Annotated in this window: 22 protein-coding genes and 1 pseudogene; 20 read left to right on the top strand and 3 right to left on the bottom strand. The window is 61.1% G+C overall.

Annotated elements, in window-relative coordinates; translation table 11 throughout:
• The first annotated feature begins 365 nt into the window (after nucleotides 1–365).
• A complete protein-coding gene (locus AC1DOX_RS17400) occupies nucleotides 366–602 on the top strand; it encodes a hypothetical protein (protein WP_441618119.1) in 237 nt (78 codons plus the stop codon).
• A gap of 880 nt (nucleotides 603–1,482) precedes the next feature.
• On the opposite strand, the gene AC1DOX_RS17395 is transcribed toward AC1DOX_RS17400, so the two are convergent.
• On the bottom strand, nucleotides 1,483–3,114 hold the full coding sequence (locus AC1DOX_RS17395; RefSeq protein WP_441618117.1) for a SagB/ThcOx family dehydrogenase: 1,632 nt from the start codon (nucleotides 3,112–3,114) through the stop codon (nucleotides 1,483–1,485).
• Between the two features lie 1,051 nt (nucleotides 3,115–4,165).
• Nucleotides 4,166–4,383, bottom strand: a pseudogene (locus AC1DOX_RS17390) (LysR family transcriptional regulator); the annotation flags it as partial.
• Between the two features lie 103 nt (nucleotides 4,384–4,486).
• Here AC1DOX_RS17390 and AC1DOX_RS17385 point away from each other — a divergent pair.
• From AC1DOX_RS17385 to AC1DOX_RS17370, 4 genes are all read left to right on the top strand, one after another.
• Nucleotides 4,487–5,554 (top strand): alkene reductase, encoded by a 1,068-nt coding sequence (locus AC1DOX_RS17385; RefSeq protein WP_441618292.1) that lies wholly within the window; start codon nucleotides 4,487–4,489, stop codon nucleotides 5,552–5,554.
• A 10-nt stretch (nucleotides 5,555–5,564) separates the two neighbouring features.
• A complete protein-coding gene (locus AC1DOX_RS17380) occupies nucleotides 5,565–6,389 on the top strand; it encodes a pirin family protein (protein ID WP_441618115.1) in 825 nt (274 codons plus the stop codon).
• Between the two features lie 54 nt (nucleotides 6,390–6,443).
• The gene (locus AC1DOX_RS17375; RefSeq protein ID WP_441618113.1) at nucleotides 6,444–7,049 is read left to right on the top strand and encodes an isochorismatase family protein; all 606 of its coding nucleotides are present in this window, start codon (nucleotides 6,444–6,446) and stop codon (nucleotides 7,047–7,049) included.
• A 170-nt stretch (nucleotides 7,050–7,219) separates the two neighbouring features.
• Nucleotides 7,220–8,344: an FAD-dependent monooxygenase gene (locus AC1DOX_RS17370; protein WP_441618111.1), complete on the top strand. Its 1,125-nt coding sequence runs from the start codon at nucleotides 7,220–7,222 to the stop codon at nucleotides 8,342–8,344.
• A 115-nt stretch (nucleotides 8,345–8,459) separates the two neighbouring features.
• Here the strand turns inward: AC1DOX_RS17370 and AC1DOX_RS17365 are convergent, their stop codons facing one another.
• A complete protein-coding gene (locus AC1DOX_RS17365; RefSeq protein ID WP_441618109.1) occupies nucleotides 8,460–9,365 on the bottom strand; it encodes a LysR family transcriptional regulator in 906 nt (301 codons plus the stop codon).
• Nucleotides 9,366–9,580: 215 nt separating this feature from the next.
• Here AC1DOX_RS17365 and AC1DOX_RS17360 point away from each other — a divergent pair, with 215 nt between their 5' ends.
• The 15 genes from AC1DOX_RS17360 to AC1DOX_RS17290 all read left to right on the top strand — a co-directional run bounded on the left by AC1DOX_RS17360 (nucleotide 9,581) and on the right by AC1DOX_RS17290 (nucleotide 24,111).
• Nucleotides 9,581–10,447 (top strand): VOC family protein, encoded by an 867-nt coding sequence (locus tag AC1DOX_RS17360; RefSeq protein WP_441618107.1) that lies wholly within the window; start codon nucleotides 9,581–9,583, stop codon nucleotides 10,445–10,447.
• Nucleotides 10,444–11,151, top strand: a complete 708-nt coding sequence (locus tag AC1DOX_RS17355; RefSeq protein WP_441618105.1) for a class II aldolase/adducin family protein — start codon at nucleotides 10,444–10,446, stop codon at nucleotides 11,149–11,151. Before AC1DOX_RS17360 ends, AC1DOX_RS17355 begins: the two co-directional genes overlap by 4 nt.
• A 62-nt stretch (nucleotides 11,152–11,213) precedes the next feature.
• Nucleotides 11,214–12,575 carry an MFS transporter gene (locus AC1DOX_RS17350; RefSeq protein ID WP_441618103.1) on the top strand — a complete coding sequence of 454 codons (1,362 nt, stop codon included), beginning with the start codon at nucleotides 11,214–11,216 and terminating at the stop codon, nucleotides 12,573–12,575.
• Between the two features lie 48 nt (nucleotides 12,576–12,623).
• Nucleotides 12,624–14,078, top strand: coding sequence for a 2-hydroxymuconic semialdehyde dehydrogenase (locus AC1DOX_RS17345; RefSeq protein ID WP_441618101.1), 1,455 nt, complete (start codon nucleotides 12,624–12,626; stop codon nucleotides 14,076–14,078).
• Nucleotides 14,079–14,086: 8 nt separating this feature from the next.
• On the top strand, nucleotides 14,087–14,869 hold the full coding sequence (dmpE, locus tag AC1DOX_RS17340; protein ID WP_441618099.1) for a 2-oxopent-4-enoate hydratase: 783 nt from the start codon (nucleotides 14,087–14,089) through the stop codon (nucleotides 14,867–14,869).
• A 32-nt stretch (nucleotides 14,870–14,901) separates the two neighbouring features.
• Nucleotides 14,902–15,690, top strand: a complete 789-nt coding sequence (dmpH, locus tag AC1DOX_RS17335) for a 2-oxo-3-hexenedioate decarboxylase (RefSeq protein WP_441618097.1) — start codon at nucleotides 14,902–14,904, stop codon at nucleotides 15,688–15,690.
• 33 nt (nucleotides 15,691–15,723) lie between these two features.
• Entirely contained in the window at nucleotides 15,724–15,948 is a 225-nt protein-coding gene (locus tag AC1DOX_RS17330; RefSeq protein WP_441618095.1) for a 2-hydroxymuconate tautomerase, read from the top strand.
• A 28-nt stretch (nucleotides 15,949–15,976) separates the two neighbouring features.
• Nucleotides 15,977–16,921, top strand: coding sequence for an acetaldehyde dehydrogenase (acetylating) (locus AC1DOX_RS17325; protein WP_101681779.1), 945 nt, complete (start codon nucleotides 15,977–15,979; stop codon nucleotides 16,919–16,921).
• Between the two features lie 20 nt (nucleotides 16,922–16,941).
• Entirely contained in the window at nucleotides 16,942–17,979 is a 1,038-nt protein-coding gene (gene dmpG / locus AC1DOX_RS17320) for a 4-hydroxy-2-oxovalerate aldolase (protein ID WP_101681780.1), read from the top strand.
• Between the two features lie 275 nt (nucleotides 17,980–18,254).
• Nucleotides 18,255–19,346, top strand: a complete 1,092-nt coding sequence (locus AC1DOX_RS17315) for a porin (RefSeq protein ID WP_441618092.1) — start codon at nucleotides 18,255–18,257, stop codon at nucleotides 19,344–19,346.
• 196 nt (nucleotides 19,347–19,542) lie between these two features.
• On the top strand, nucleotides 19,543–20,730 hold the full coding sequence (locus AC1DOX_RS17310; RefSeq protein ID WP_101681782.1) for an ABC transporter substrate-binding protein: 1,188 nt from the start codon (nucleotides 19,543–19,545) through the stop codon (nucleotides 20,728–20,730).
• Between the two features lie 24 nt (nucleotides 20,731–20,754).
• Nucleotides 20,755–21,666 (top strand): branched-chain amino acid ABC transporter permease, encoded by a 912-nt coding sequence (locus tag AC1DOX_RS17305; RefSeq protein WP_101681783.1) that lies wholly within the window; start codon nucleotides 20,755–20,757, stop codon nucleotides 21,664–21,666.
• Nucleotides 21,667–21,673: 7 nt separating this feature from the next.
• Nucleotides 21,674–22,681 carry a branched-chain amino acid ABC transporter permease gene (locus AC1DOX_RS17300; RefSeq protein ID WP_441618090.1) on the top strand — a complete coding sequence of 336 codons (1,008 nt, stop codon included), beginning with the start codon at nucleotides 21,674–21,676 and terminating at the stop codon, nucleotides 22,679–22,681.
• The gene (locus AC1DOX_RS17295; protein ID WP_441618088.1) at nucleotides 22,674–23,417 is read left to right on the top strand and encodes an ABC transporter ATP-binding protein; all 744 of its coding nucleotides are present in this window, start codon (nucleotides 22,674–22,676) and stop codon (nucleotides 23,415–23,417) included. Before AC1DOX_RS17300 ends, AC1DOX_RS17295 begins: the two co-directional genes overlap by 8 nt.
• Before the next feature lies 1 nt (nucleotide 23,418).
• Entirely contained in the window at nucleotides 23,419–24,111 is a 693-nt protein-coding gene (locus AC1DOX_RS17290) for an ABC transporter ATP-binding protein (RefSeq protein ID WP_441618086.1), read from the top strand.
• Nucleotides 24,112–24,218 lie beyond the last annotated feature (107 nt).

Raw genomic sequence — 24,218 nt, 5'->3', positions numbered from 1 at the left:
TCCGTACTCCGGAGCTTTTTTGTTGAGTTCGACGAGTTCAGACAAAGCCATGAGCGGCGTGCCTTGATGGCGAGCCGGATGCAGATTGCCCGATTGGCTCGTGAGCCAGCCGACCCACCCGGCCCCGTGCGTGCCGACGCGCGTAAGGGCGTAACACGCCGCAAGGCACCGGCCGCCAGTATGAATGGCGCGTGGTATCGCCGCGGCACCTCGCGCCAGAGGCGATTAGCCTCCTGAGCTCCACCACCCACACGAATGAATTCGCCTCCCACGAGCCGGCGCCGTATGATTGACTGCCAAAGAGTGCGAAATGACTCGCGTGGCGTCTCGATCGTCGCACTTTTTGTTGATATACAGGGGCGGATATGGAACGCATTTCCGAGTATCGAGGCTTCGAGATCCGGATGTATCTGACTGGTACTTCCAGGGACATGTTTGACGTCTGGTTCCAGATCAACGGGCCGATGAGTCCGCCTGGAGTAGCCGCATTCGGAAAGCGGATCAAAGTCCACGGCAGCCCATTTTCCAAACGATGGGCATATCTAGTGGCTGAAGTCGCCGGCCGTGCAGCGGTGGACGTGATATTGGGCGTGGACGAGTAGATTGTCCGCTTGACCTCCGACGCAATGAAGGGGGAAGCCATGGCTAAGAGCCTCATTTACATGGGCGGCACGTAAGCTTTGAATTGACCGAGCGGACAATCCGGGCGTGGCATTGGACGTATGCCATCGACGAGCAAGCGAGTTTCGAGAGCCACGGAACAACCTGCCCACGCGTGAACTTGCGATGGCCGACGCGATGAGCGCTGGGCACGACGCATGCCAGCAGTAAAACTCGCCGACCGTTCGGGCGGGGAAAATGCGCGAACCAGGCAGGAGATGACCTATTTCCTTTGGTGGACTACCCGGTCCCACCAGTAGTGGAATGGATGTGCGTGTTCCGGATAGAGGGCAGACTTGTGCAAGAAGCCAGCGCGGACCGCGAACGCGTACAGAAGCACGATTGCGGCTAGAAATACGATGGAGGTTGTCATGACACGCTCCTAGGCTTGCTGCTTCCAGTATAGGTCTGCGACATGCGGCGCGTTTCAATTACTAAGGCCATCGCCGGCGAATCCGCTTGGCACACGAAGACTCGCGCGGGTGCACCTTACTTCGTCATGTGAGCGACGCGATGCCACCAGTACTGAAATGAGTACTTGGCATCTATGTGAAACGCTGACCTACGATGGACCGCGATTCGGACAATGTAGGCGTAGATCCCAATCATTACGCCTAAGGGGACAAGTGACCAGATCATCGGGCGCCCTTCGTGAGGTTGATGATGAGTTCATTGTAGGTCCGATCGCCTGAGAGATCGCTTACTAAGTATGCCGGTGAGCACCACCGTGTTGACGACTGTTCGGAGTAAGGGCAGATCAGAGTTTGTTGCTCAGGCTGTTCCAGCCGGAAAAGCCGGTCCGGACTTCCATGCCGCGCGCTTTCACGATGTCCTGGATCTGCCGGCTCTCGCGGGTCGAGCCTGAACCTCATACGGGGCAAGCGTCGACAAGCGTTGATCGACCATGGCGGAGCCAACGGTAAAGTGATACAGGCTTTGCCATGCGCGATCCTTGATGCCGAGCACGACGTGCATTTCATCGTCGAAGAAGCAGCCGATCCCCGTGGCACGTTCTCCGGTGGCTTCGGCTTCAAGATAGAGTGCCTGGCCGAGAATGCCGCATTCCCAGAAAAGATGGCGATAACGCCATGGCTGTTTCAGGGCGATTTCGAAGTTTGCAAGCATACCCAACGCGAAGTAGGAATCGGCGGCGATATCCTGGTGGCAACAGATCAGTTTTGCCACTGCGCGTAAATCGTACGGCAGCAGAAGATAGAGTGGCAGATGGTCCGGTCCAGTTCTCTGCCACAGCCATTCCGGGCGCATCGCCTGCTTGAGTCCAGGCAGCGCCCCAGAGTTCCTAACCAGCACGTACAGGCCCGGCTCCAGTCCGTCCACGCGGTGAACCAATAGCACCAGATGCACCGCAGCAGGAGACATCAGTGCGTTCCAGGGTGGCGTGTCGCGACGCGCCAGCAGGCTTGCCAGCATGGTAAAGAAGGCGGCAGCGGTGATGCGCGCCGTGCCATCGAAGCTCGTAGCGCTGCGGCGCTGCCGGGCGATCCGGGCAAAGCTCAGGTCGAAGGTGGGCGCTGCAGGCCACAGGGGCGGCTCCGGATTCATTTGGGGCGGTTCGCGAGTCAGAGACTTGCGCGTGGCACGATCGACCGAATCGATATCCGGCCAACTTACGTGTCCCGCGCTTAGCTGGTTTGCGTAGCCGTACCAGTGCGCCTTATCGAGAGCGGACCGCAGGCGTTCCAGGTCAGGCTGTGTTTCCGCATAGCCGATCCAGAGGACGGCATCTGGCACCTCCCGCTCGGCCGCTCCGAAATCGTCGCTGCGATCCAATCCAAGCAGCGCGGCCAAGGCAGCATCCGCAGCCGTCTCGATCAGCCGCGTCTTCCATCCGAGAGCCGCTGCCGCGTAACTGAGTGCCGCAATGGCATGGCCGCAGTCATGCTGGCAGTAGCGCCAGGCGCGCATTCCGTATTTCCATGCCTCGCGCCAATGGATCGAGCTGATGCCAACCAGGATGCCGCCGCCCCGGAACGCCTCAGTCCATGATGGATCATCCAATGCAGCGCGCCGCTCAAGGACGTGGTCGCGGCTCAGGTAATGGTAGACCCCGCCCGGCAGATCAGGCAGGGCAGGACAAACTAGATAGCCCTCGGTCGGATGCAAATTGCCGCTCGAAGGATTGCAGCGCAGTGCCCATCGCTGAGCGCCAAAGGCTTTCCACGCTGACAAGCCGAGCGAAAGCTCAAACAGGATTGCGAGGGTATGAAGGCTGATGCCCTGCGCGGGCGGCAGGGCGCCGCAGCGCAACGCGTTGTAGCGTGTGGGCAAGGTGTCCGCGGCCAGTGGCAGCGCAATACGCGGTGAGCCCTGGAACGTGCGGAACGGATCTGGCTGGGTTGCCCAGTCCAGCCATCCGGGGCCTGGAGCGTAGCGGTTGACGCGGTGCTTGCTGCGTTCGTGATACTCAAGCAACGCTTGCGCAGATCGGCTCATGTTCCTTCTGCCCGAGAATGCCCGTTACCCCCGCTGCCACATCAATTGGCTCATCTTGTCATGCAGTCGTCACCGACGTCACAGGGCGGAGACTCAATTGCACTTTAGGTGGATTTGAACGTATTCGCTGCCTATCACGATGCAGCATTTCTTCGTAGGAAAATGCAATGATTGTGCCATGCGAGGCACCCCCTGTAGTTCGAGGTAGACACCATCGCGGAATCGCTCAAGCTCGACGGAAGCGAGGCGATCGATATCCTCGCGCTGGCGGACTACGTCGATCTCTCCAGCCGTATCGAGGCGATCATCCACCGCAGCAATAGGACGACGATCAATGTGCCATTGACGATCCGGCTTGATACCCGCGAGGACGTCGAATACTGGCCTCGCGGTGGGATCCTCCCTCTCGTCTGGCGCGAGTATGTCTCCGGAGAATCCGAGGACTATGTATCGCACTCGGCAAAGCTTGTCCAACCTGAGGTGGGCGGATTGCAACGCGAGCTCCCGATTCCATGCCCGGCGGCGACGTTCCTAGTGCAGCTCAGCGTGCTGCGTTGGGCTGATGGGACTGGGAGGCTTGCCTCTCAGCTCCTTCCAGATCATGCGTTGCAGGTATCGATTGAGCGCTAACGCTGGCCGTCCGCAGCACGTGCCTGCGGCCGCGAAACTGTAAGCGCGATCTCCCACCGACAGAGCGATGACGGCAACCCTCTCCACTGCGCCAGCGTTTTTTTCCGGATAGGGAGTGGACACTGGCGCTGGGGTCAGTGAACGACGGGTATTGGCCGGGAAGGGACGACCGCGGGCCGGACCTGCTTGTCTCTTTTCGGGGTTTCTTGCCGATAGCACATGGCTGACACGTTCAGCCGCGGGCATCGGAATCGAGAGAGAAAGCCAAGTTGTGATCGTGCTGGGCCGACTCGGTCGATGACGGCCTCCACCCCTGCGCTCGATCGGGTCAGCACGTATTGCCGCTACTTTACGTGCAGGATCACGACTCCCTCCGAGATCGTTGGTGCACTTGGGCCATTGCCTGCAGCGTTCTGTGCGATGCCTCCTTGACGATACGCTTGCACCGCTCGCAGTAGAGCTGACCGGCCGCGGTGAACTCCACTTTCCGCGTCGTCGGGTGCAAGAGCCTCCCTTCTCCAAGACATTGATGCGCCAGGACAAAGTCGAGTTCGGTACGCCTGTAGCGTCGACAGCGCCTCGAAAGCTGCGCGCCTGCGCGACCTCGACGAACAAGGCGCTATCGTTCAATCGCGCCATGACCATTGCGCCATCTATGGATCAATGTTTGCCAATAAACCATCTTTATCTCTTATGTGAATCAATCCAAGATGCGTACATCGCATCCTTCAAGGAATTCAACATGAGCAAGCTTCTTACCCCCGTTCGCATTGGCCGCTACGTTGCGCCGAACCGTCTCGTCATGGCCCCGATGACTCGGTCCCGCGCCACTGTCGACGGTGTGCCCAGCGACATGACGGTAACCTACTACGCACAGCGCGCCAGCGCCGGCCTCATCATCTCGGAAGGCGTGTTCCCGTCCGCCATGGGCAAAGGCTATGTGCATACGCCCGGCATCGAAACCGAGGCCCAGGTGGCTGCGTGGAGGAAGGTGACTGAGGCAGTGCACGCCCGTGGCGGCCGCATCTTCATGCAGTTGATGCATTGCGGTCGGGTCTCGCATCCCTCATTGCTCGATGGCGCAACGCCCGTGGCACCTTCGGCCATCAAGCCTGAGGGCCAAGCGTGGACCCCTGTCGGCCAGGTGGATTTTGTCACGCCCCGCGCACTAGGCTTGGGCGAGATCGCCGGCATCATTGACCAGTATCGCCAGGCGACCCGCCGTGCGATCGACGCCGGCTTCGACGGCGTGGAACTGCATGGCGCGTCGGGCTACCTCCCTGAGCAATTCCTCTCGACAGGCAGTAACCAGCGTGACGACCAGTATGGTGGCTCGGTCGAAGGCCGTGCTCGCTTCATGCTGGAGGTGCTGGCCGCTATGGTGGCCGAGGCCGGTGCCGACCGTGTCGGCATCAAGATCTCGCCGGAGATGAACTACAACAGCATCACGGATGCAGCGCCGCAGGAAACTTACGCTTATCTCGTAGACAAGCTTCGCGGCATGGGTCTGGCCTATCTGCACGTCGCCTTGTTCGGAACGAAGGTCGATTACCACGCCTTGCTGCGACCGCTTTTCGACGGTGCATACCTGATCGGAAGCGGTCTGACGCAGGACAGCGCCGAAGCCGTGCTGGACGGTGGCAAGGCCGACGCCACCGTATTCGGCAGCGCGTTCCTCGCCAATCCTGACCTGCCGGAGCGGTTCCGTCAACGCGCCGCCCTCAACGCGCCGGACCGCGATACGTTCTTCGCCCCGCCCACCGCAAAGGGATACATCGACTATCCGGCGCTGGCTGCCGAAGCACTCTAAGGAGTCAATCATGACCACCACCGCCCGCATGCAACGCGCCAACCGGGGTAGCCATTTCCGGGCTTATCGCCTGCATGGTGACGATCCGGCGCTACTAGATCCCTTCATGGGCATCGACCATGCTTGGATGAGCGCTCCAACGTTTCCGCCGCATCCGCACGCCGGATTTTCCGCTGTCACTTATCTGTTCCTTGATTCGGAAACGGGCATTGCCAATCGCGATTCGTTGGGCAACAGCGTGTTGATCGAGCCGGGCGGCCTGCATTGGACTGCAGCCGGGCGTGGTGTGATTCATGAGGAGAACCCTGCCGTACTCGGAAAAACAACCCACCTTCTGCAGATCTTCGTCAATCTCCCTCGGGAGCGGCAGGAGGCCGCGCCGTTCGCGCTGACCCTGGCACCGCAGGACGTGCCGGTGGTGAAGCGCCCCGGTGTGCGCATCCGGGTTCCATTGGGCAGCTTCGACGACGCATGCTCCCCGCTGGTACCGCCGACCGATGTCACCTTGCTCGACATCTCGCTGGATGCTGACGCAGCGCTGGATCTGCCTTTGGCGCCCGGGCACCAAGCTTTCGTGATGCCGATTCTCGGCAATGCGGAACTTAACGGCGAGAGCTTCGGATTGGACAACCTCGGTGTGCCAATCCTACCTGCCGCGACCGAGGCGACGACGCTCAAGCTCACCGCAAAGTCCGGCGGAGCCAAGGTCGCCGTGTTCATCGGACGCCCGTTGCACCAACCCGTGCTTTCGAATGGCCCCATGGCTTTTGCTAGCCAGGAGAGTCTGTCCGCGGCAACCGCCGCATATCACCGTGGCGATCTGGGAAGCCTGTGAGAGCCGCCCACACCTCCGGGGTCTATGCCCCGTTCAAAACCAAGGAGATTCATCATGAAGGTTGAACGATTCACCGCCGAAAACTCCGCTTTGCTGCTGATTGACCACCAAGTGGGAACGATGAAGCTGATCAAGAACATCGACCAGGAACTTGCGGCAAAGCAGTCGATCGCGCTGGCCAAGATGGCCAAGATCCTGAACATGCCCGTCGTAATCACGTCGAGTCAGGAGGACCGGGCTCAAGGGCCGATTCTTCCGGAGATCGCCCAGATCCTGCCCCAGGAGCACGCGGCTCGGATCAAGCGCCCTGGCGTGGTGAATGCATGGGCCTATCCCGATTTCCGCGATGCGGTGCTTGCCACTGGGCGCCCCAATCTGATCATGGCGGGCGTTACTACTGACGTCTGTCTCATCTTCCCGGCAATCGACGCCGCGCTCGAGGGCTTTGCCGTTCAGGCTGTGATGGATGCATCAGGCTCGCCCAGCGATCTTTCCGAAGAGTTCTCGCGTCAGCGGATGCATGATGCGGGGGTGGTGCTCACCGCCACCAACACGCTCATCGCGGAAATCGCGCAAGACTGGTCCACGCCTGCTGGCCAGCAGTTGATCGGCCTGTTGTTCAGTGATGTGTTCCCGGCGCTAGGCGCCAGCATCTCCTGAGGCCGAAGCTCAAATCTGTCGACCGGGGCGGATCGCATACGGTCGACACACCCGCTTCGGTCAGGGAACTGGGACTGGGTTAGCCCACGAGGAAGGTAAATCTCGTCGGGCGATAGCTCGTCAACTCACGTTTGCTCAGCCGGTATCGAAGTTTAACGGGTGCCCCTCTTATGGATGCCAAACACTCGCAAATCGTCATAGTCGGCGGGTCTCTTGCAGGACTCACGCTTGCGTTGGCTTGCGCAACGAGGGGGGTGCCGGTTCATGTTATCGAGCGCTCCGCCCGGCGCGTGCAAGGTGGCGATAGCCTGAGCATCGACCTTGCGGCCCTTGTCGCCACTGTCGGTCATGATCCGCGTACGCATCCAGTATTGCCCGTCGTTCCGGCTTATCGCGACCGACATCTGACGACCTGGCCGGCGCTGTACGCATGGCTGCATGACCGGGCTGCTAAAACGCGGGGCATTATCATCCAAGAAGGCCGGGCCGTCGTATCGGTTGCGAGCCTAGAGGATCGCGCGCAGCTTTTCTTTTCGGACGGATCTGAAATGGTCGCCGATGCGGTCATCGGCGCGGACGGATATCACAGCACTGTTCGCCGTGCTATTGCGCCAGAAGCAGGGCTTGCCCGCTATGCCGGCTATCTTGTGTGGCGCGGGCTGATCGATGAAAAGGCGCTGAAGCGTCCCATCCCATTGCCCTCGAACGGTGGATTATGGATTGAATTGGTGGATGGATATCGCCTGGTGGCCGCAGTGCTCCCCGGGCGTGATGGATCAATTGAAGTCGGCCAGCGTCAAGTCACTTTTGCATGGTTCGATGTTCATCGAGAAGAGTTGCTTCGTCGTACGAATCGCGTGACCGAGGACGGAAACGTCGTGGGGACACTGGCACGTGGCACGATTGACAATGAAATTCGTGCGGAGTTGCTTGCACTCGTCCCGAGGCTCTGGCCCGAGACTTGGGCAGAAGCGGTTGCTGTCGGCATACGCTCAGCAGAAGCACTCAGCGGGGCCCCCATCGCTGAATATGAACCGAAGCGGTTATCGGCGGGAGGGTTAGCAATTGTAGGTGACGCTGCCCATGTCGTCTCACCCATGACAGGAAGTGGCTTTGCGAGCGGCGTAGAGGATGCGGCAGTCCTCTCGCGATTACTTGCTGATCGGCGCGTGAACGAACCGTTCTCCGCTCCTTTGGCACGCTACGAAGCAGCGAGACTGCCTTTCGTCCGCGCGCTGGTCAGGCATTCGAGACGAATCAGCAGCGACTTCCATCTCTACGCAACAACAGTTTGACTGGGCGCCAGTATTCCCGCGCGTTGTCAATCAACCATTGAGCGCATGGGTCCTCAGCGAAGGATGTCTGCTTGCATTTGCCTTCCTCGACAAGCCTAGGAAACGGCCCAATTGCTCAGTCGGTATCAGTGGCAAAAACTTCTGTGACCACGGAGCGCAGCCATTTCGATTTGGGGTCTTTGGCAAAGCGCCGATGCCAGTACACCTTCAGATCGTAATGCGGAATTTCAACTGGAGGCGTCACGATGCGCACCCTTTTGGAGTCGGCAAACACATTGGCTACCGTGCGCGGAAGCACAACCACCAGGTCGGACTCGGCAATGATGGTGGGGATGCTCATGTAGTGCGCAGTATGCAACACGATATTGCGCTGGATGCCCTGCTTGGCGAGAACCTCTTCAAACATCTCCTGGCTACGACTTCCATCCTTGACGAAAGCATGTTCTGCAGCCTGAAACTGCGCCAAGCTCATGCGCGGTCCTTTGATTCGGTGCCCCGTGCGCACCATACAGACAAGGTCATGCGAGAACAGGCGCCGCTGGAAGAATTCGGCCTTGCGTAGATCCGGGAAATAGCCCAGCGCCAGATCGACCTCACCGGCTCGCAAAGCTTCCTCCAACTGTGCGGGAGCGAGGCTGACGCCACGAATGCGCGCCGACGGGGCTGTAGCACGGATGTGTTGCACCAGCTTTGGCAGAAACACGATCTCTCCGATCGCGCTCAGGGAAAAGACGAATTCATCGCTGCATACCAGCGGATCAAATTCCGGTGCCCGCAGGATGTCGTGATCGATGGCGTCCAGGACTTCCCTTGCCTTGCCCGCAAGGCTTTGCGCGCGAGGCGTGGGCGACATGCCATCGACCTGCCGGATAAACAGGGCATCTCCCAATGACTCCCGCAACCGGGCGAGAGCGGCGCTGGCCGCCGGCTGGCTCATCTTCAAGCGCTTGGCCGCTGCAGTCACGCTGCCGGTGTCGTAGATCGCCAGCAAAACCCGCAGCAAATTCAGATCGAGTCGCATGTATATCTGAAAATCAAATAATCTGAATTATAACAATTTGCTTTGTTTATGGGATCGGCGCCGCTACATTTTTCAAAAGCCAGCCGGCAGGATGCGCAGCATCGATGCCTGCGGGGCAGGAGACAAATGTAGCCAGACCGGTTCACTGTGACCGGAAGCGCGTACCTGAATCCTCCTGCCTCGTGGTCTGCCGGCGGCGATCAACAGGAGACCCGATGATTCACCTTTCCGATATCCGTTATGTGCGTCTTGGGACGCGCGACCTGCAGGGTTGCGAGCAGTACGCTACGCAGATGCTGGGCCTGGAGGTCGCGCATCGCGAGAAGGGCGCCCTCTACTTCCGCTCGGACAGCCGCGACCACACGCTGTGCTATTTCGAGGGCGATCCCAAAGACCACACTTCCGCCTTCGAGGTGGCGTCTGCCGCCGAGCTTACCGCGGCCGCGGACTTGCTCGATCGCAACGACGTGCGTGTCGTCACCGGCTCGAAAGAGCAGTGCGAGTTACGACGGGTCGGTGCCTTCATCAACTTTCGTGATCCGTCTGGCAACAGTATCGATCTCGTTGTCGCACCCGATCACAGCGGTCGCCGCTATTTTCCATCGCGCGATGCCGGCATCACCGGCTTCAGCCACATCGGCTTGCGCTCGACCAATCCGGCGCGCGACGAAACGTTCTGGACGGGGCTTTGCAATGCAAAGGTAAGTGACTGGATCGGCGAAGCGCCGTTGCTGCGAATCGACGAAATCCACCACAAGATCGCGCTGTTCCCTTCCACATTCGCCGGCGTTCAGCATATCAACCACCAGGTGGAGAGTGTCGACGACCTGATGCGGTCTTACTACCTGTTGCGCGAACGCGGCGTCCGCATCCTCTTCGGTCCGGGACGGCATCCCACCTCAGGCGCCGTGTTCCTCTATTTCGAAGGTCCGGACGACATGATCTACGAGTACTCGACTGGCGTCAGGACCATCACGGAGGAAGATGAGAAGACCTACCGCCCTCGTCATTTTCCCACCGGTACCTCGTCATCCTTCTGCATGTGGGGTGCCAAGCCGGACATTGCCGAGTTCCGCTCATGAGCACGACCTCCACTCTCTGGGATGCGCAACAACGCCTCTTGCGGGTAGCGGCGCGGGCGATCGGCCGCGCTCATCTCGCCCACGCCTATGGACATTGCAGTGTCCGCCTCAGCCCGAGCGAATTTCTGGTGTGTGCGGCCAAACCGATGGGGCTGATCGGTGAAAGCGACATCGGCACCGTGGTGAACGTCAATGGGCCGCTTCCTGAAGGCGTGCTGGGCGAAGTCCGCATTCACCAGGAGATCTACCGACAGCATCCGCACGTTGGCGGCGTCGTGCGCAGCATGCCACCGGCAGTGATGGCGTTGTCGGCAGCGCGCCTGACACCGCGTTGCCTGCACGGCATTGGCACGTACTTCTCTGCCGGGGTGCCACTGTGGGACGACCCGCAACTGGTCCGCACGCCTGAGCAGGCGGCAGCGGTGGTCGAAACACTGGGTACGGCCAGCGCGGTGGTGATGCGGGGAAATGGTGCCGTGGTCGCCGGCGCTTCACTGGAGGATGCGGTGGTACTGACGTGGTACCTGGAAGACGCGGCGCGCATGGATCTCGCGCTGCGAGGTGCCGGTCTGAGCGACCACGCCGCGGTCATCCCGCAGGCGGACGCCGAATTGCGAGCGACACGCGTTGGTCGGATCTTCGAACGGATGTGGGAATACCTGACAGCCGGTGATTCGGAGGGAACGGCGATCGGTTCGCCTTAGCGTTCCAGGCGAACGCTTCCGATTTACAGATGAGGCAGCACGAGCTGCCCGAGGGGTGAGACATGAAGGAAGACAAGGTAGTCGATATCGAAGACATAGTGGACCAGAGCCATTTGTCTCGATTCCAGGTCGTCGTGCTGGCCCTATGCGGGTTGATCGTCGCGATTGATGGATTCGACACTGCCGCAATCGGATACATCGCGCCGGCCCTACGGCAGGAATGGGGCCTGGCCGTTTCGGCCATGGCACCGGCGTTCAGTGCTGGCCTCTTCGGTCTGCTGGTAGGCGCCTTGTTTATCGGGCCACTGGCGGACAGGATCGGCCGCAAGCGAGTGATGCTGCTCTCCGTGGCGATCTTCGGTCTTGGCACCGTGGTATCAGCCGCATCGACCTCGCTGGAGATGCTGGTCGCCCTCCGTTTCCTGACGGGGCTGGGATTGGGTGGTGCCATGCCGACGTCAATCGCGTTGACATCCGAATACGCGCCCAGGCGGCACCGGATGTTCCTCGTCACCCTCAGCTTTTGCGGCTTCACGGGGGGCTTTGCCCTTGGCGGCGAGCTTGCGGCGCAGCTTATCGTGGCCTACGGGTGGCGCAGTGTACTGGTGCTGGGCGGCGTGATGCCTCTGGTGTTGCTGCCGTTCCTCGCGGTTGCCTTGCCGGAGTCGGTGCGCTACTTGGCGGCACGGCCGGCACACCAGCGGCAGTTGCATCGATTCGTAGAAAAAATCTGTGGCGACACTCGCTGGCGCGATCACACCATCGTCGCCTCCCATGATGGAGCGGTGGCAAAGGCGTCCGTCAGCCAGTTGCTTGCAGCCGGGTTGTTGCGGCGTACGGTCTTGCTCTGGGTGGCCTACTTCTGCTCGCTATTCGTGTTCTATCTCCTTTCCAGCTGGCTGCCCACCATCATGCGGGAGGCCGGCCATCCTATCAGCACCGCGGCGCGGATTGCGGCCATGGCGCCGCTTGGCGGCACCATTGGCGCGCTGGTCCTGGCGCGCTTGATGGACAGGCTCAACCCATATTACGTACTGGCGGCATCGTATGTAGGCTCCAGCCTCGCCCTGGGTGCGATTGGATTGACGATTGACTCGCCAAGCCGGTTGGCAGTCGCAGTGTTCGGTGCGGGTTTCGGTGTGGTCGGTGGGCAGACCGGCATGAACGCGTTGGCCGCAACGTTGTACCCAACGTCAATACGCGCCACCGGTGTCAGCTGGGCACTGGCCATGGGGCGCATCGGGTCCATCGTCGGTGCCATCAGTGGTGGCATGTTGATGACGCTGTTCGCAGATACCCGGATGCTATTCCAGCTAATCGCTCTTCCTCCCGTGCTTGGGGCGATTGCCTTGGCTTGCTTGTCCGCTGAGCAAAAACGACAGACCACCGCAGCTGCGGTGCTGCTCGGGTCCGACGCGCCCTAGACGGTGCGGATCCAATCCCTTCTCAAAATCAGTCACCGAGGCAATTGCATGAAACAGTTCCACAACTTCATTAACGGCGAATGGGTCAGCACCGGACGGACCTTCGAGGACCGCAATCCGGTCGACAACAGCCTGATTGGGCACGTCCACGAGGCCGGCCAGGCAGAGGTTGAGGCTGCCGTCGCGGCCGCGCGCCGCGCGTTGCACGGCGAGTGGGGGCGCATGACGGTGGCCCGGCGCGTCGAACTGTTGCACGCCGTGGCCGACGGCATCAACCGCCGCTTCGACGAATTCCTGCAGGCCGAGATTGCCGACACCGGTAAGCCGCTGTCGCTCGCCAGCCACGTCGACATTCCACGCGGCGCAGCCAACTTCAAGGTGTTCGCCGACCTGATCAAGAACGTCCCGGCGGAGAGTTTCTCCATGGCCACGCCTGATGGCGGCGAGGCCATCAACTACGCGGTGCGCTCCCCGCGTGGCGTGATCGGCGTGGTGTGCCCGTGGAACCTGCCGCTGCTGCTGATGACCTGGAAGGTCGGCCCGGCGCTGGCCTGCGGCAATACGGTGGTGGTCAAGCCGTCCGAGGAAACACCGGCTACCGCCACCTTGCTTGGCGAAGTGATGAACGAGGCTGGCGTGCCGCCCGGCGTGTACAACGTGGTCCACGGTTTTGGCCCGGATTCCGCCGGCGCCTTCCTGACCGCGCACCCGGGTGTGAACGGCATCACCTTCACGGGCGAAACCCGGACCGGTGAGGCCATCATGAAGGCCGCCGCCAATGGCGTGCGTCCGGTCTCGTTGGAGTTGGGTGGCAAGAATGCCGGCATCGTGTTCGCCGACGCGGATTTCGACAAGGCCGTCGCCGGCATTGCACGCGCGGCCTTTGAGAACAGCGGCCAGGTCTGCCTGGGCACCGAGCGCGTCTACGTGCAGCGGCCGATCTTCGAGCGCTTCGTTGCGGCGCTCAAGGCAAAGGCTGAAGGCTTGCGGCTGGGCTCTCCATACGGAGACGGCGTGAACCTGGGCCCGCTGGTTTCGCTGGAGCACCAGGCCAAGGTGCTGTCGTACTACAGGAAGGCGGCTGACGCGGGCGCCACCGTGATCACCGGCGGCGGCGTGCCCGAAATGCCCGAAGCGCTGGCCGAAGGCGCCTGGGTGCAGCCCACCATCTGGACAGGTCTGCCCGAGGATTCGGCCGTGATCCGCGAGGAGATCTTCGGCCCTTGCTGTCATATCGCGCCATTCGATACCGAGGAAGAAGCCATCCGGCTCGCCAACGACACCCCCTACGGCCTGGCCGCGACGGTGTGGACATCCGATCTCGGCACGGCACACCGCATGGGTAGCGCGCTGGAGGTGGGCATCTGCTGGATCAACTCGTGGTTCCTGCGCGATCTGCGCACTGCCTTCGGTGGCGCCAAGCAATCCGGCATTGGCCGCGAGGGCGGGGTGCATTCGCTGGAGTTCTATACCGAGCTGCGCAATGTATGCGTGAAACTGTGAGCCGCACCATGAAACGAGAACAGATCCTTGATATCGCTGCTGGCCTTCACCATGCGCTGGCCGCGCGCGAGGCCATCGCCCCCCTGACTGAAAGCCATCCAAATCTGTCCATCGAGGACGCCTACGGGATCCAGCTTGCCATGGTGCAGCATCGGCTGGATGCCGGCGAGCGCGTGATCGGTAAGAAGATCGGCGTGACCAGTCGGGTGGTGATGGACATGCTCAATGTGCGTCAGCCGGACTTTGGACACCTGCTTTCCGGCATGGTCTACGGCGATGGCGCCGCCATTGCCGCCGACACGCTGATCGCGCCCAAGGCCGAGGGCGAGATTGCCTTCGTGCTCAAAGAAGACCTGGAAGGCCCGGGCGTCACCAATGCCGATGTGCTGCGCGCCACCGCCTACGTGCTGCCGTGCTTCGAGATCGTCGACTCGCGCATTCGCGACTGGAAGATCCGCATCCAGGACACGGTGGCGGACAACGCGTCCTCGGGCGTATTCGTGCTGGGCGATGCCGCCGTGGACCCGCGCGGGCTCGATCTCAGTACCGTCGGCATGACGCTGGAGAAGAACGGCGAGATCGTCGCCACCGGCGCCGGTGCCGCTGCGCTTGGCCATCCCGCCAACGCCGTGGCGTGGCTGGCCAATACGCTGGGCCGTCTCGGCATGGGGCTGAAGAAGGGCGAGGTGATCCTGTCCGGCTCGCTGGCCGCGATGGTGCCCGTCAAGGCCGGCGACCAGCTTCGCATCAGTCTGGGCGGCATCGGCTCGGCTGGCGTGCGCTTCATCTGAACGGATTCCACTTAGCAGCCCACGACAACGCCATGAATCTCACCCAAGACATCATCCAGCAGCTCGCCGAGCACCTGGAGAACGCCGAACTCAACCGTGAGCCGGTGCGAAAAATCACCGACAAGCATCCCGACATGGACTGGGATGATGCCTACGCCATCCAGGACGCGATCCGGGCACGCAAGGAGGCGCGCGGCACGCGCATTGCCGGCCTCAAGATGGGGCTGACGTCGTTCGCCAAGATGCGCCAGATGGGCGTGACCGATCCGGTTTACGGCTTCCTGACCGACTATGGCGCATGCATGGACGGCGGCGTCATTGATACCTCATCGCTGATCCATCCCAAGGTGGAGGCCGAGATCGCCTTTGTCCTCAAGCGCCCGCTCAAGGGGCCCGGCTGCCATATCGGCGACGTGCTGGCCGCCACCGATTTCGTGCTGCCCGCGGTGGAGGTGATCGACTCTCGTTACGAGAACTTCCGCTTCGACTTGAAGAGCGTGATCGCGGATAACACCTCCTCGGCCCGCTTCGTGGTGGGTGGCACGCATCGCAGCGCCGATGGCATCGATCTGAAGAACCTCGGCGTGGTGATGGAAAAGAACGGCGAAGTGGTTGCCACCGCCGCCGGCGCTGCCGTGCTCGGCCACCCAGCTAGCAGCGTGGCCATGTTGACCAACATGCTGGGTGCACACGGGCGCGAGCTGCCGGCCGGCACCTTCATCATGACCGGCGGCGTGACCGAGGCGGTGGCGGTGCAGGCGGGCGACAACATCACCGTGCGCTACCAGCACCTGGGGACGGTATCGATGCGTTTTGTCTGATAACGGCGCACAGGCCAGCGGGAGCAAGACTGTGTGCTCCCAATGACAAATGACAGGAGCAAGGCAATGCCCATCATGCAAGTCTTCCTTATGGAAGGAAGGACCGAAGAACAGAAAGCGGGCCTGATCGGTGCCCTCACTGACGCGGCGGTGGAGTCGATCGGCGTCCCGCGCGAATCAGTGCGCGTGCTGATCACCGAAATGCCCAAGGCGCATTTCGGCATCGGCGGAAAATCAGCCAAGGAATTGGGCCGCTAATGGACAGCGGCGGCAACGGAGAATCAGCATGGACATGAAAGCAGGCAAGCACAAGGTTGCCATCATTGGTTCGGGCAATATTGGCACCGACCTAATGATCAAGGTGATGCGGCACGGCCGAAATCTGGAGATGGGCGCGATGGTCGGCATCGATCCCGCCTCCGACGGCCTGGCGCGCGCTGCTCGCCTGGGCGTTCCGACTACCGCCGGGGGTATCGAAGGCCTGCTGGCAATGGAGAGCTTTGGCGATATCCGCATCGCTTTCGATGCCACTTCGGCCGGCGCGCACGCGCACCATAACCAGTTGCTGCAGCAGCATGGCGTGCGAGTGATCGACCTGACGCCGGCGGCGATCGGCCCCTATGTGGTGCCAGTGGTCAACCTGGACCAGCACCTCGAGGCCAGCAATCTAAATATGGTCACCTGCGGCGGCCAGGCCACCATACCGATGGTGGCCGCGGTATCGCGCGTGGCGAAGGTGCACTACGCCGAGATCGTGGCGTCGATCTCCAGCAAGTCGGCCGGGCCGGGTACGCGCGCCAACATTGACGAGTTCACCGAGACCACCAGCAAGGCGATCTGCTCGGTAGGCGGCGCCGCGCACGGCAAGGCCATCATCGTGCTGAACCCCGCCGAGCCGCCGCTGATCATGCGCGATACGGTGTTCACGCTGTCCGATCTTGCCGACGAGGCGGCGATCGAGGCGAGCATCGCGGAGATGGCGCAGGCCGTGCAGGCCTATGTGCCCGGCTACCGGCTCAAGCAGCGCGTGCAGTTTGAGCGCATTCCTGCTTCTGCGCCGCAGAACGTGCCGGGCATCGGGCTCGCAAGCGGACTGAAAACCACTGTGTTCCTCGAAGTGGAGGGTGCCGCTCACTATCTGCCGGCCTATGCCGGCAATCTCGACATCATGACCAGTGCCGCGCTTGCCTGCGCCGAACGCCTGGCCGAGACCAGTCTGGCAGCCGCCTGACCGTGCAGAAGGAGATAGAAATGGATCTAAACAAGAAGCTTTATATCTCGGATGTCACTCTGCGCGACGGCAGCCACGCAATCCGCCACCAGTACAGCCTGGAGCATGTGCGCCGTATTGCCGCCGCGCTGGACGCAGCGGGCGTGGACTCGATCGAGGTCGCGCACGGTGATGGGCTCTCGGGCTCGAGCTTCAACTATGGTTTCGGCGCTCATACCGATGTTGAGTGGATCGCCGCTGTAGCCGAGACCGTACGTCGCGCCAAGGTGGCGACGCTGCTGCTGCCCGGAGTGGGCACGGTGCACGACCTGCGCGCAGCCTACGATGCCGGCGCGAGAGTCGTGCGCGTAGCGACGCACTGCACCGAGGCGGACGTCTCGCGCCAGCACATTGATTTTGCGCGCGAACTCGGCATGGATGCCGTTGGCTTTCTGATGATGAGCCATATGACCGATGCCGCCGCGCTGGCGCAGCAGGCGAAGCTGATGGAAAGCTATGGTGCGCAGTGCGTCTACGTGGTTGATTCCGGTGGGGCGCTGAACATGAACGATGTGCGCGATCGTTTCCGCGCCTTTAAGGACGTGCTTAAGTCCGAGACCCAAACTGGCATTCACGCACACCACAACCTGAGCCTGGGCGTCGCCAACTCCATCGTTGCGGTGGAAGAAGGCTGCGACCGTGTGGATGCGAGCCTGGCCGGCATGGGTGCGGGCGCAGGGAACGCGCCGCTGGAGGTGTTCATCGCAGCCGCAAGCCGGCTGGGTTGGAAGCACGGTTGCGACCTCTACACCCTGATGGATGCCGCCGATGACATCGTACGCCCGTTGCAGGACAGGCCAGTACGCGTGGATCGGGAAACCCTTGCGCTGGGCTACGCCGGCGTCTACTCGAGCTTCCTGCGCCACGCCGAGGCCGCAGCAGCACGCTACAAGCTGAAAACCGTCGACATCCTGGTCGAGCTGGGGAAGCGTCGCATGGTTGGCGGCCAGGAGGACATGATCGTCGATGTGGCGCTCGACCTGGTTACGCAGCGAGGCGGGGAACCGGCCGAGGCCTAGCGAGAGAACCTTCGCCGTGGATTGACAGCCCCGGTGAACTTTAGGCGAGCCGGTCATGCAGAGACTGCAGGCCGGTGCGACCGCCGAACGGGCTAGGCCCGAATCGCGTCAGGAGGCAAAAAAGGAAAGCGTCGCGCTTGCCGCGGGGCTCTCTATTCTCACGCCAAGTGACAGAAGTCGCAGGCACGTATGGCGGGGCATTTACCACCTTGACGGAGGCTCGGTGGCGCTCCTGCAACGTCAACCAATAACTATATGACGGTAATGGAGGAGACATGAAAATTCGTAAGATGGCCACTATGCTGTTGATGGCAGCCCCCGGACTGGCCGCAGCGCAGAACGTTACGTTGTATGGAGTCGTCGACACCGGCATCGCCTTCGTCAACGGCGTTGGCCAGGCACGCGACACCGTAGCTTTCATGCCTAGCCTGACGAGTACCGTGCCGTCCCGTTGGGGCTTGCGCGGGAGCGAAGACATCGGTGGCGGCAATAAGGCGATCTTCTGGTTGGAGTCTGGCTTCCTGCCAGACAGCGGTGCGTCTAGCCAGGGAGGGCGTTTGTTCGGCCGCCAGGCGCTGGTAGGCATCTCGGGGGGCTGGGGGCAGGTGGCACTCGGGCGCCAGTACACGATGCTGTTCTGGGCCATGGCCGAGCCCGACATGCTCGGCCCGAATCTCTTCGGTTCCGGATCGCTCGACAGTTACATACCGAATACGCGAACGGACAATGCCGTGTCCTACAAAGGCACCTTTGGTGGTGTGACGATTGGCGCTACCTACAGTTTTGGTCGCGACACCGTCAATGCCGGCCCGAGTCCGGCCGGCACCAACTGCGCGGGGGAGAACCCCGCAGACCAGCGAGCATGTCGTGAGTGGTCGGTGCTCCTGAAATATGATGCGGCGCGCTGGAGCGTAGCGGCGGCCTACGATTCGTTACGAGGAGGGCCTGGTGCTTTTTCTGGCCTGACAAGCAGTGCCCTGACCGACGACCGGCTTTCCCTCAATGGGTATTTCATGGTGGGAGAGGCGAAGATCGGAGGCGGGTGGCTGCGCCGCGACAACCGGGCAAGCGCGACACCGCGCAGTGATCTCTACTACCTTGGGACGTCCTACCCGATCACGCCGACGATCAGCGTCGATGCAGAGGCCTTTCACCTTCGCTTTCACAACAGCCCGAACAAGGCATGGCTGTTCGCGGGCCGCGGCACCTATGCGTTCTCGAAACGGACATCCGTGTATGCGACGGCCGGCTTTATCGACAATCTCGGAAACCTCGCCTTGTCAGTCAACAGTGGTCAGGCTGGCACCAACCCGGCGCCAGGTGGCAACCAGTTTGGCGCTATGGTCGGCATGAAGCACATATTCTAGACGAGTGGCTTTTGCACGGCGCCGGGGAGCGGCGCCCGTGAGAATCCAGGCGCCTTCAGGCTGCGTCGGGCACCCACAGAATCATTCGGCATGCATTCCGTACTGCCGCCGCAATGAGCTTTTCACAAGCAAAGCGCCGTGGCGGCCATGACTGCCCGGAATAGCCGCATCACACGCGCACAAAGAGGAGACGAACATGCTTCAAGCAAAGAGATGGATTGCCTTCATGGCCATCGCCCTATCCTGTACGCCGGGAGCACAGGCCGCTGACCCAATCAGGATTGGTTTCATCGGCTCCCTCACCGGACCACTGTCGACGTTGTCAACCGACATGAAAGACGGATTCAATCTCGCGCTCAAGCACAAGGGGGGCAAGCTGGGCGGTGCCGACACTGTCGTTGCGTACGGCGACGACCAGGCCAACCCGGATACCGGCAAGCAGGTCTACGAGCGCATGGCCAAAAGCGAGAATGTCGACATCATCACCGGCATGGCATTTACCAACGTAATGCTGGCCGTGGCACCGACGGCGTTCAAGGACAAGATCTTCTTTGTCAATTCAAACGCAGGCCCTAAGGAGCTCGCGGGGGCTTCATGCAATTACTATTACTTCAATCCTACCTGGCATACCAGCGCACTGTCCGAGGCCGCTGGCCGCTTCGCCACCCAGAAGGGATACAAGCGGATATTCGTGATTGCGCCGAATTATCAGGCGGGTCGCGAGCATGCTGAGGGCTTCGAGAAAGAATACAAGGGCGAGATCATAGGTCGCGCCCGCAACAAAGTGGGCCAACTGGATTTCTCAGTGGAGATCGGCCAGATCCGCGCCGCCCAACCCGACGCGGTCTTCTTTGCATTGTGGGGGCCGATGGCGATTAATTTTGTCAAGCAGTTCAATCAGGCCGGCCTGAACAAGAAGATCGACCTGGTCACGGCCGGCTTCGCCGTCGACGCCGACACCCTGCCTGCACTCGGTGATGCTGCCGTCGGCATCTACAACACCAGTCAGTGGAGCCCGGACCTTCCTAACGCGGTTAACAGGAAATTCGTCGAGGATTTCGAGAAGGAATTCAAGCGTCCGGCCTCGAGCTACGCCTCGCAGGGCTACGAGGTTGGACTGCTTCTGGACGCTGCGATACGCGACAGCAAGGGTAAGTACAAGGACGACAAGGTGCTGCACGATGCAATCATGTCGGCAAAATTCGAATCGGTGCGCAGCTATTTCAAGTTCTCCTCAAACCAGAACGCGACTCAGCACATCTACTTGCGCCAGGTGGTGAGGAACGAGAAGGGCCAGCTGACCAACAAGACCGTCAGCAGCACGCCGGTATATGCCGACCAGAGCGATCCCTACGTGGGCGAATGCAAGCTCGCGGCGAAATAGGGTAACTGTTGGAAGGAGTACATCATGCTGGTTTTTCTGTTTGAACAGCTCCTCAACGGCGTGCAGTTCGGGCTCATGCTGTTTCTGCTGTCGGCGGGCCTGACGCTCGTGTTCGGCATCATGAACATGATCAATCTGGCGCATGGGTCGCTGTACATGATCGGCGCCTATCTGGTCGCCACGCTGACCCTGAAGACGGACAGCTTCCTGTTAGGGCTGGTCGGCGGCGTGGCGCTGACCGCGGCGATTGGCATCTTGCTCGAAATGAGTCTGTTGCGCCGGCTCTATGACAAGGACCATCTTACGCAGGTACTTGTCACCTTCGGCATCATCCTGATCGCCAACCAGGCGGTGCAGGAGATCTGGGGGGCTCAGCCGATCATGACCAGCATGCCGGCCTCGTTGAGTGCGTCCGTGCCGCTCGTCGGTAGCTTCGAGTATCCAGTCTTTCGGCTGTTCATTATCGTCGTCGGCCTGCTGATGGCCGCATTGCTGGCGCTGCTCATCAAGAAGACGCGGGTGGGCATGTGGATCCGGGCGGGCGCGTCCGACCGTGAGATGGCCTGTGCCATGGGGGCGAACATCAACCTTGTGTTCTCGCTCGTCTTTGGTCTTGGCGCGGCGCTGTGCGCCATCGCCGGAGGCCTGCTTGGTCCTTTGCTGTCGATCAATGTCGGCATGGGCGAGAGCATCCTGATCCTGGCCTTCGTGGTGGTGGTGATCGGTGGCATCGGTTCCGTCCAGGGTGCGCTTGCCGGCGCCGTGCTCGTCGGCATTGTCGATGCGCTGGGCCGAGCAATGATTCCGATGGCGCTGCGCAGCTTGCCGGACCAGGCACTGGCCGAATCGCTGGCATCTACGCTATCCGCCGTTTCGATCTATCTACTGATGGCGCTGGTCTTGTACTGGCGGCCGCAAGGTCTATTCTCGCGCTGAGGCTGTAATGAAATCTCATTCTCACATTGCCTGGGTACTGCTTGCCATCCTGCTGATCGGCTTCCCCGCGATCGCACAAGCGTTGGGCGGCAGCTTCTACGTTGGCTTCGCCACGCGGGTGCTGATCCTTGCCTTGGCCGCATCCAGCCTGCGACTGCTGGTCGGCGAACTGGCCCTCGTATCTTTCGGACACGCCGCCTTCTTTGGCACGGGCGCCTTCGTGGTCGCCATCTTGTCAAAGGAACTGACGGCACCGGTCGGCTTGCTGCCTGGTACGGATTCCGCATGGATCGCCTGGCCGATTGCCGTCATGGTGTCGGCGTTGCTGGCCGTGGTGATCGGCATGATCTCGCTGCGCACGAAGGGCGCTTACTTCATCATGATCACGCTTGCGTTCGCTCAGATGACGTTCTATTTGTTCGAATCACTGAAGATGTACGGTGGCGACGAGGGCATCAACATGGCGCACCGCTCCAGGCTTGGCTTCGGACTCGATACGAGTGACAACGTCACGTTCTATTACGTGATCCTTGCTACCGTTCTCCTGGCGAACCTGTTCTTCCTCTTCCTGATCCGGTCGCCGCTGGGGCGCGTGATGAAAGGCATCAAGGAAAACGAAACCCGGATGCAGGCGCTCGGCTACCGCACCTACAGGTACAAGCTGATGGTGTTCGCGATCGCCGGCGCCGTGGCGGGGCTGTCCGGTGCACTCCTGGCCAACCAGAACAGTTATGCAAGCCCCAACCTGTTCAGCTGGCTGCAGTCCGGCAACCTGCTCATCATGGTAATTCTCGGAGGCAGCGTGAACTTCTGGGGTGGCGCTGTAGGTGCCATCGTTTTTTGTGTGCTGGAAGAGTTGCTACCACACCTGACCGGGTACTGGCAGATGGCCATGGGCGTTTTTGTGATTCTGGTTGTCATGCGTGCGCCGGAAGGATTGACCGGCCTGCGGTTGCGCCTCCGGGTCCCGCATGCGGCGCAAGGCCGTTCGTCGAGCGAGGTGGGAAATGGCTGACCAAGTGTTGTCGGTACGGGGCCTCGTCAAGCGCTTTGGCGGACTGGTGGCCACCGATCATGTCGACTTCGACATCATGGACAATCAAATCCACGCGCTGATCGGGCCAAACGGCGCAGGCAAGACCACGTTTATATCTCAGCTCGCGGGCGGTCTGCATCCGGATAGCGGGTCCATTGCATTCCACGGAACCGACATAACCCGCCTGAGCATGGCCGAGCGCGCCGACATGGGCCTGGTGCGCTCTTACCAGATCACCAGCATTTTTCGCAATCTCTCGGTATTCGAGAATCTCGCGATCAGCGTTCAGTCGCGGCTGAAGGCAAGCTTCCGCTTCTTTGGCAAGGCATTGGTTGAACAATTGCGCGCGGAAGTGGTTTCGGTTGCAAGCCGCATCCAGTTGGCGGACGACCTTCACACCCTGGCCTGCCACTTGTCGTATGGCCAGCAGCGCCAACTGGAAATCGGGCTCGCGCTGGCGCTCAGACCGCGCCTGCTGCTGCTTGATGAGCCGATGGCCGGGCTGTCCCCGAACCAGGTGCCCTGGTTTGTCGACTTCATCAAGAGCCTGAAGGGCAAGAACCTGTCCATCCTGCTAATTGAGCACGACATGGACGCGGTCTTCAGATTGTCCGACCGGATCTCAGTGTTTGTGTCGGGGAAGCGGATCTTTAATGGGTCACCCGACGAAGTCAAGAATAGCGCGGAAGTAAAGCGCGCCTATCTGGGAGAGTGATATGAGCCTGCTGGAGCTGACATCTGTTGAGGCCGGCTACGGTGCGAGCCAAGTGCTGTTCGGTGTTGACCTCTTCATCAAAGAAGGTGAAGTGGTGACGCTGCTTGGCCGCAACGGCATGGGGAAGAGCACGACCGTTAAGGCTATCTCCGGGCTGCTACGCCCAAGGCGCGGCAGTGTGCGCTTCAAGGGATGCGAGGTGGCCGGGATGGCGCCGGAACGCATCAGTCGAAATGGGATCGGGCTGGTGCCGGAAGGCCGCCGGATTTTTTCCAACCTGACGGTATACGAGAACCTCGTTGCGTTCGCACGCCAAGGGCAGTGGAGCTTGCAGCGAATATACAAGCTGTTTCCGGTCCTGGAAAGGCGTAAGGACAACATGGGCTCCCAGCTTTCCGGCGGCGAGCAGCAGATGCTGGCCATTTCGCGGGCACTGCTGACCAACGCCAGGCTGCTGCTGATCGACGAGGCGACCGAAGGACTGGCGCCGCTGATCCGGCAAGAGATCTGGCGCTGCCTGCACGAGGTGAAGAAAGAAGGCCAATCGATCCTGGTTATTGACAAGTATGTCCAGAACCTGATTGACCTCGCGGACCGTCACTACTTCATCGAAAATGGAAGGATCGGATGGACGGGAAGCAGCGTACAGCTGAGTGAACAACCGGAGATCTGGGAGCGATATCTTGGCGTTTGATCGCTCACCAGTGGGAGCCGCGTGAACGAGGAAAGGCCGGAAGAATTTCCGGCTCTTTCATGTCGAAACGCTTGTACGCAAGCCGGTTTCACGTCCGGCGACGTCGA

This window comes from Cupriavidus sp. 01L415, assembly GCF_056400065.1.
This window is presented reverse-complemented; position numbering and strand designations above follow the sequence as displayed.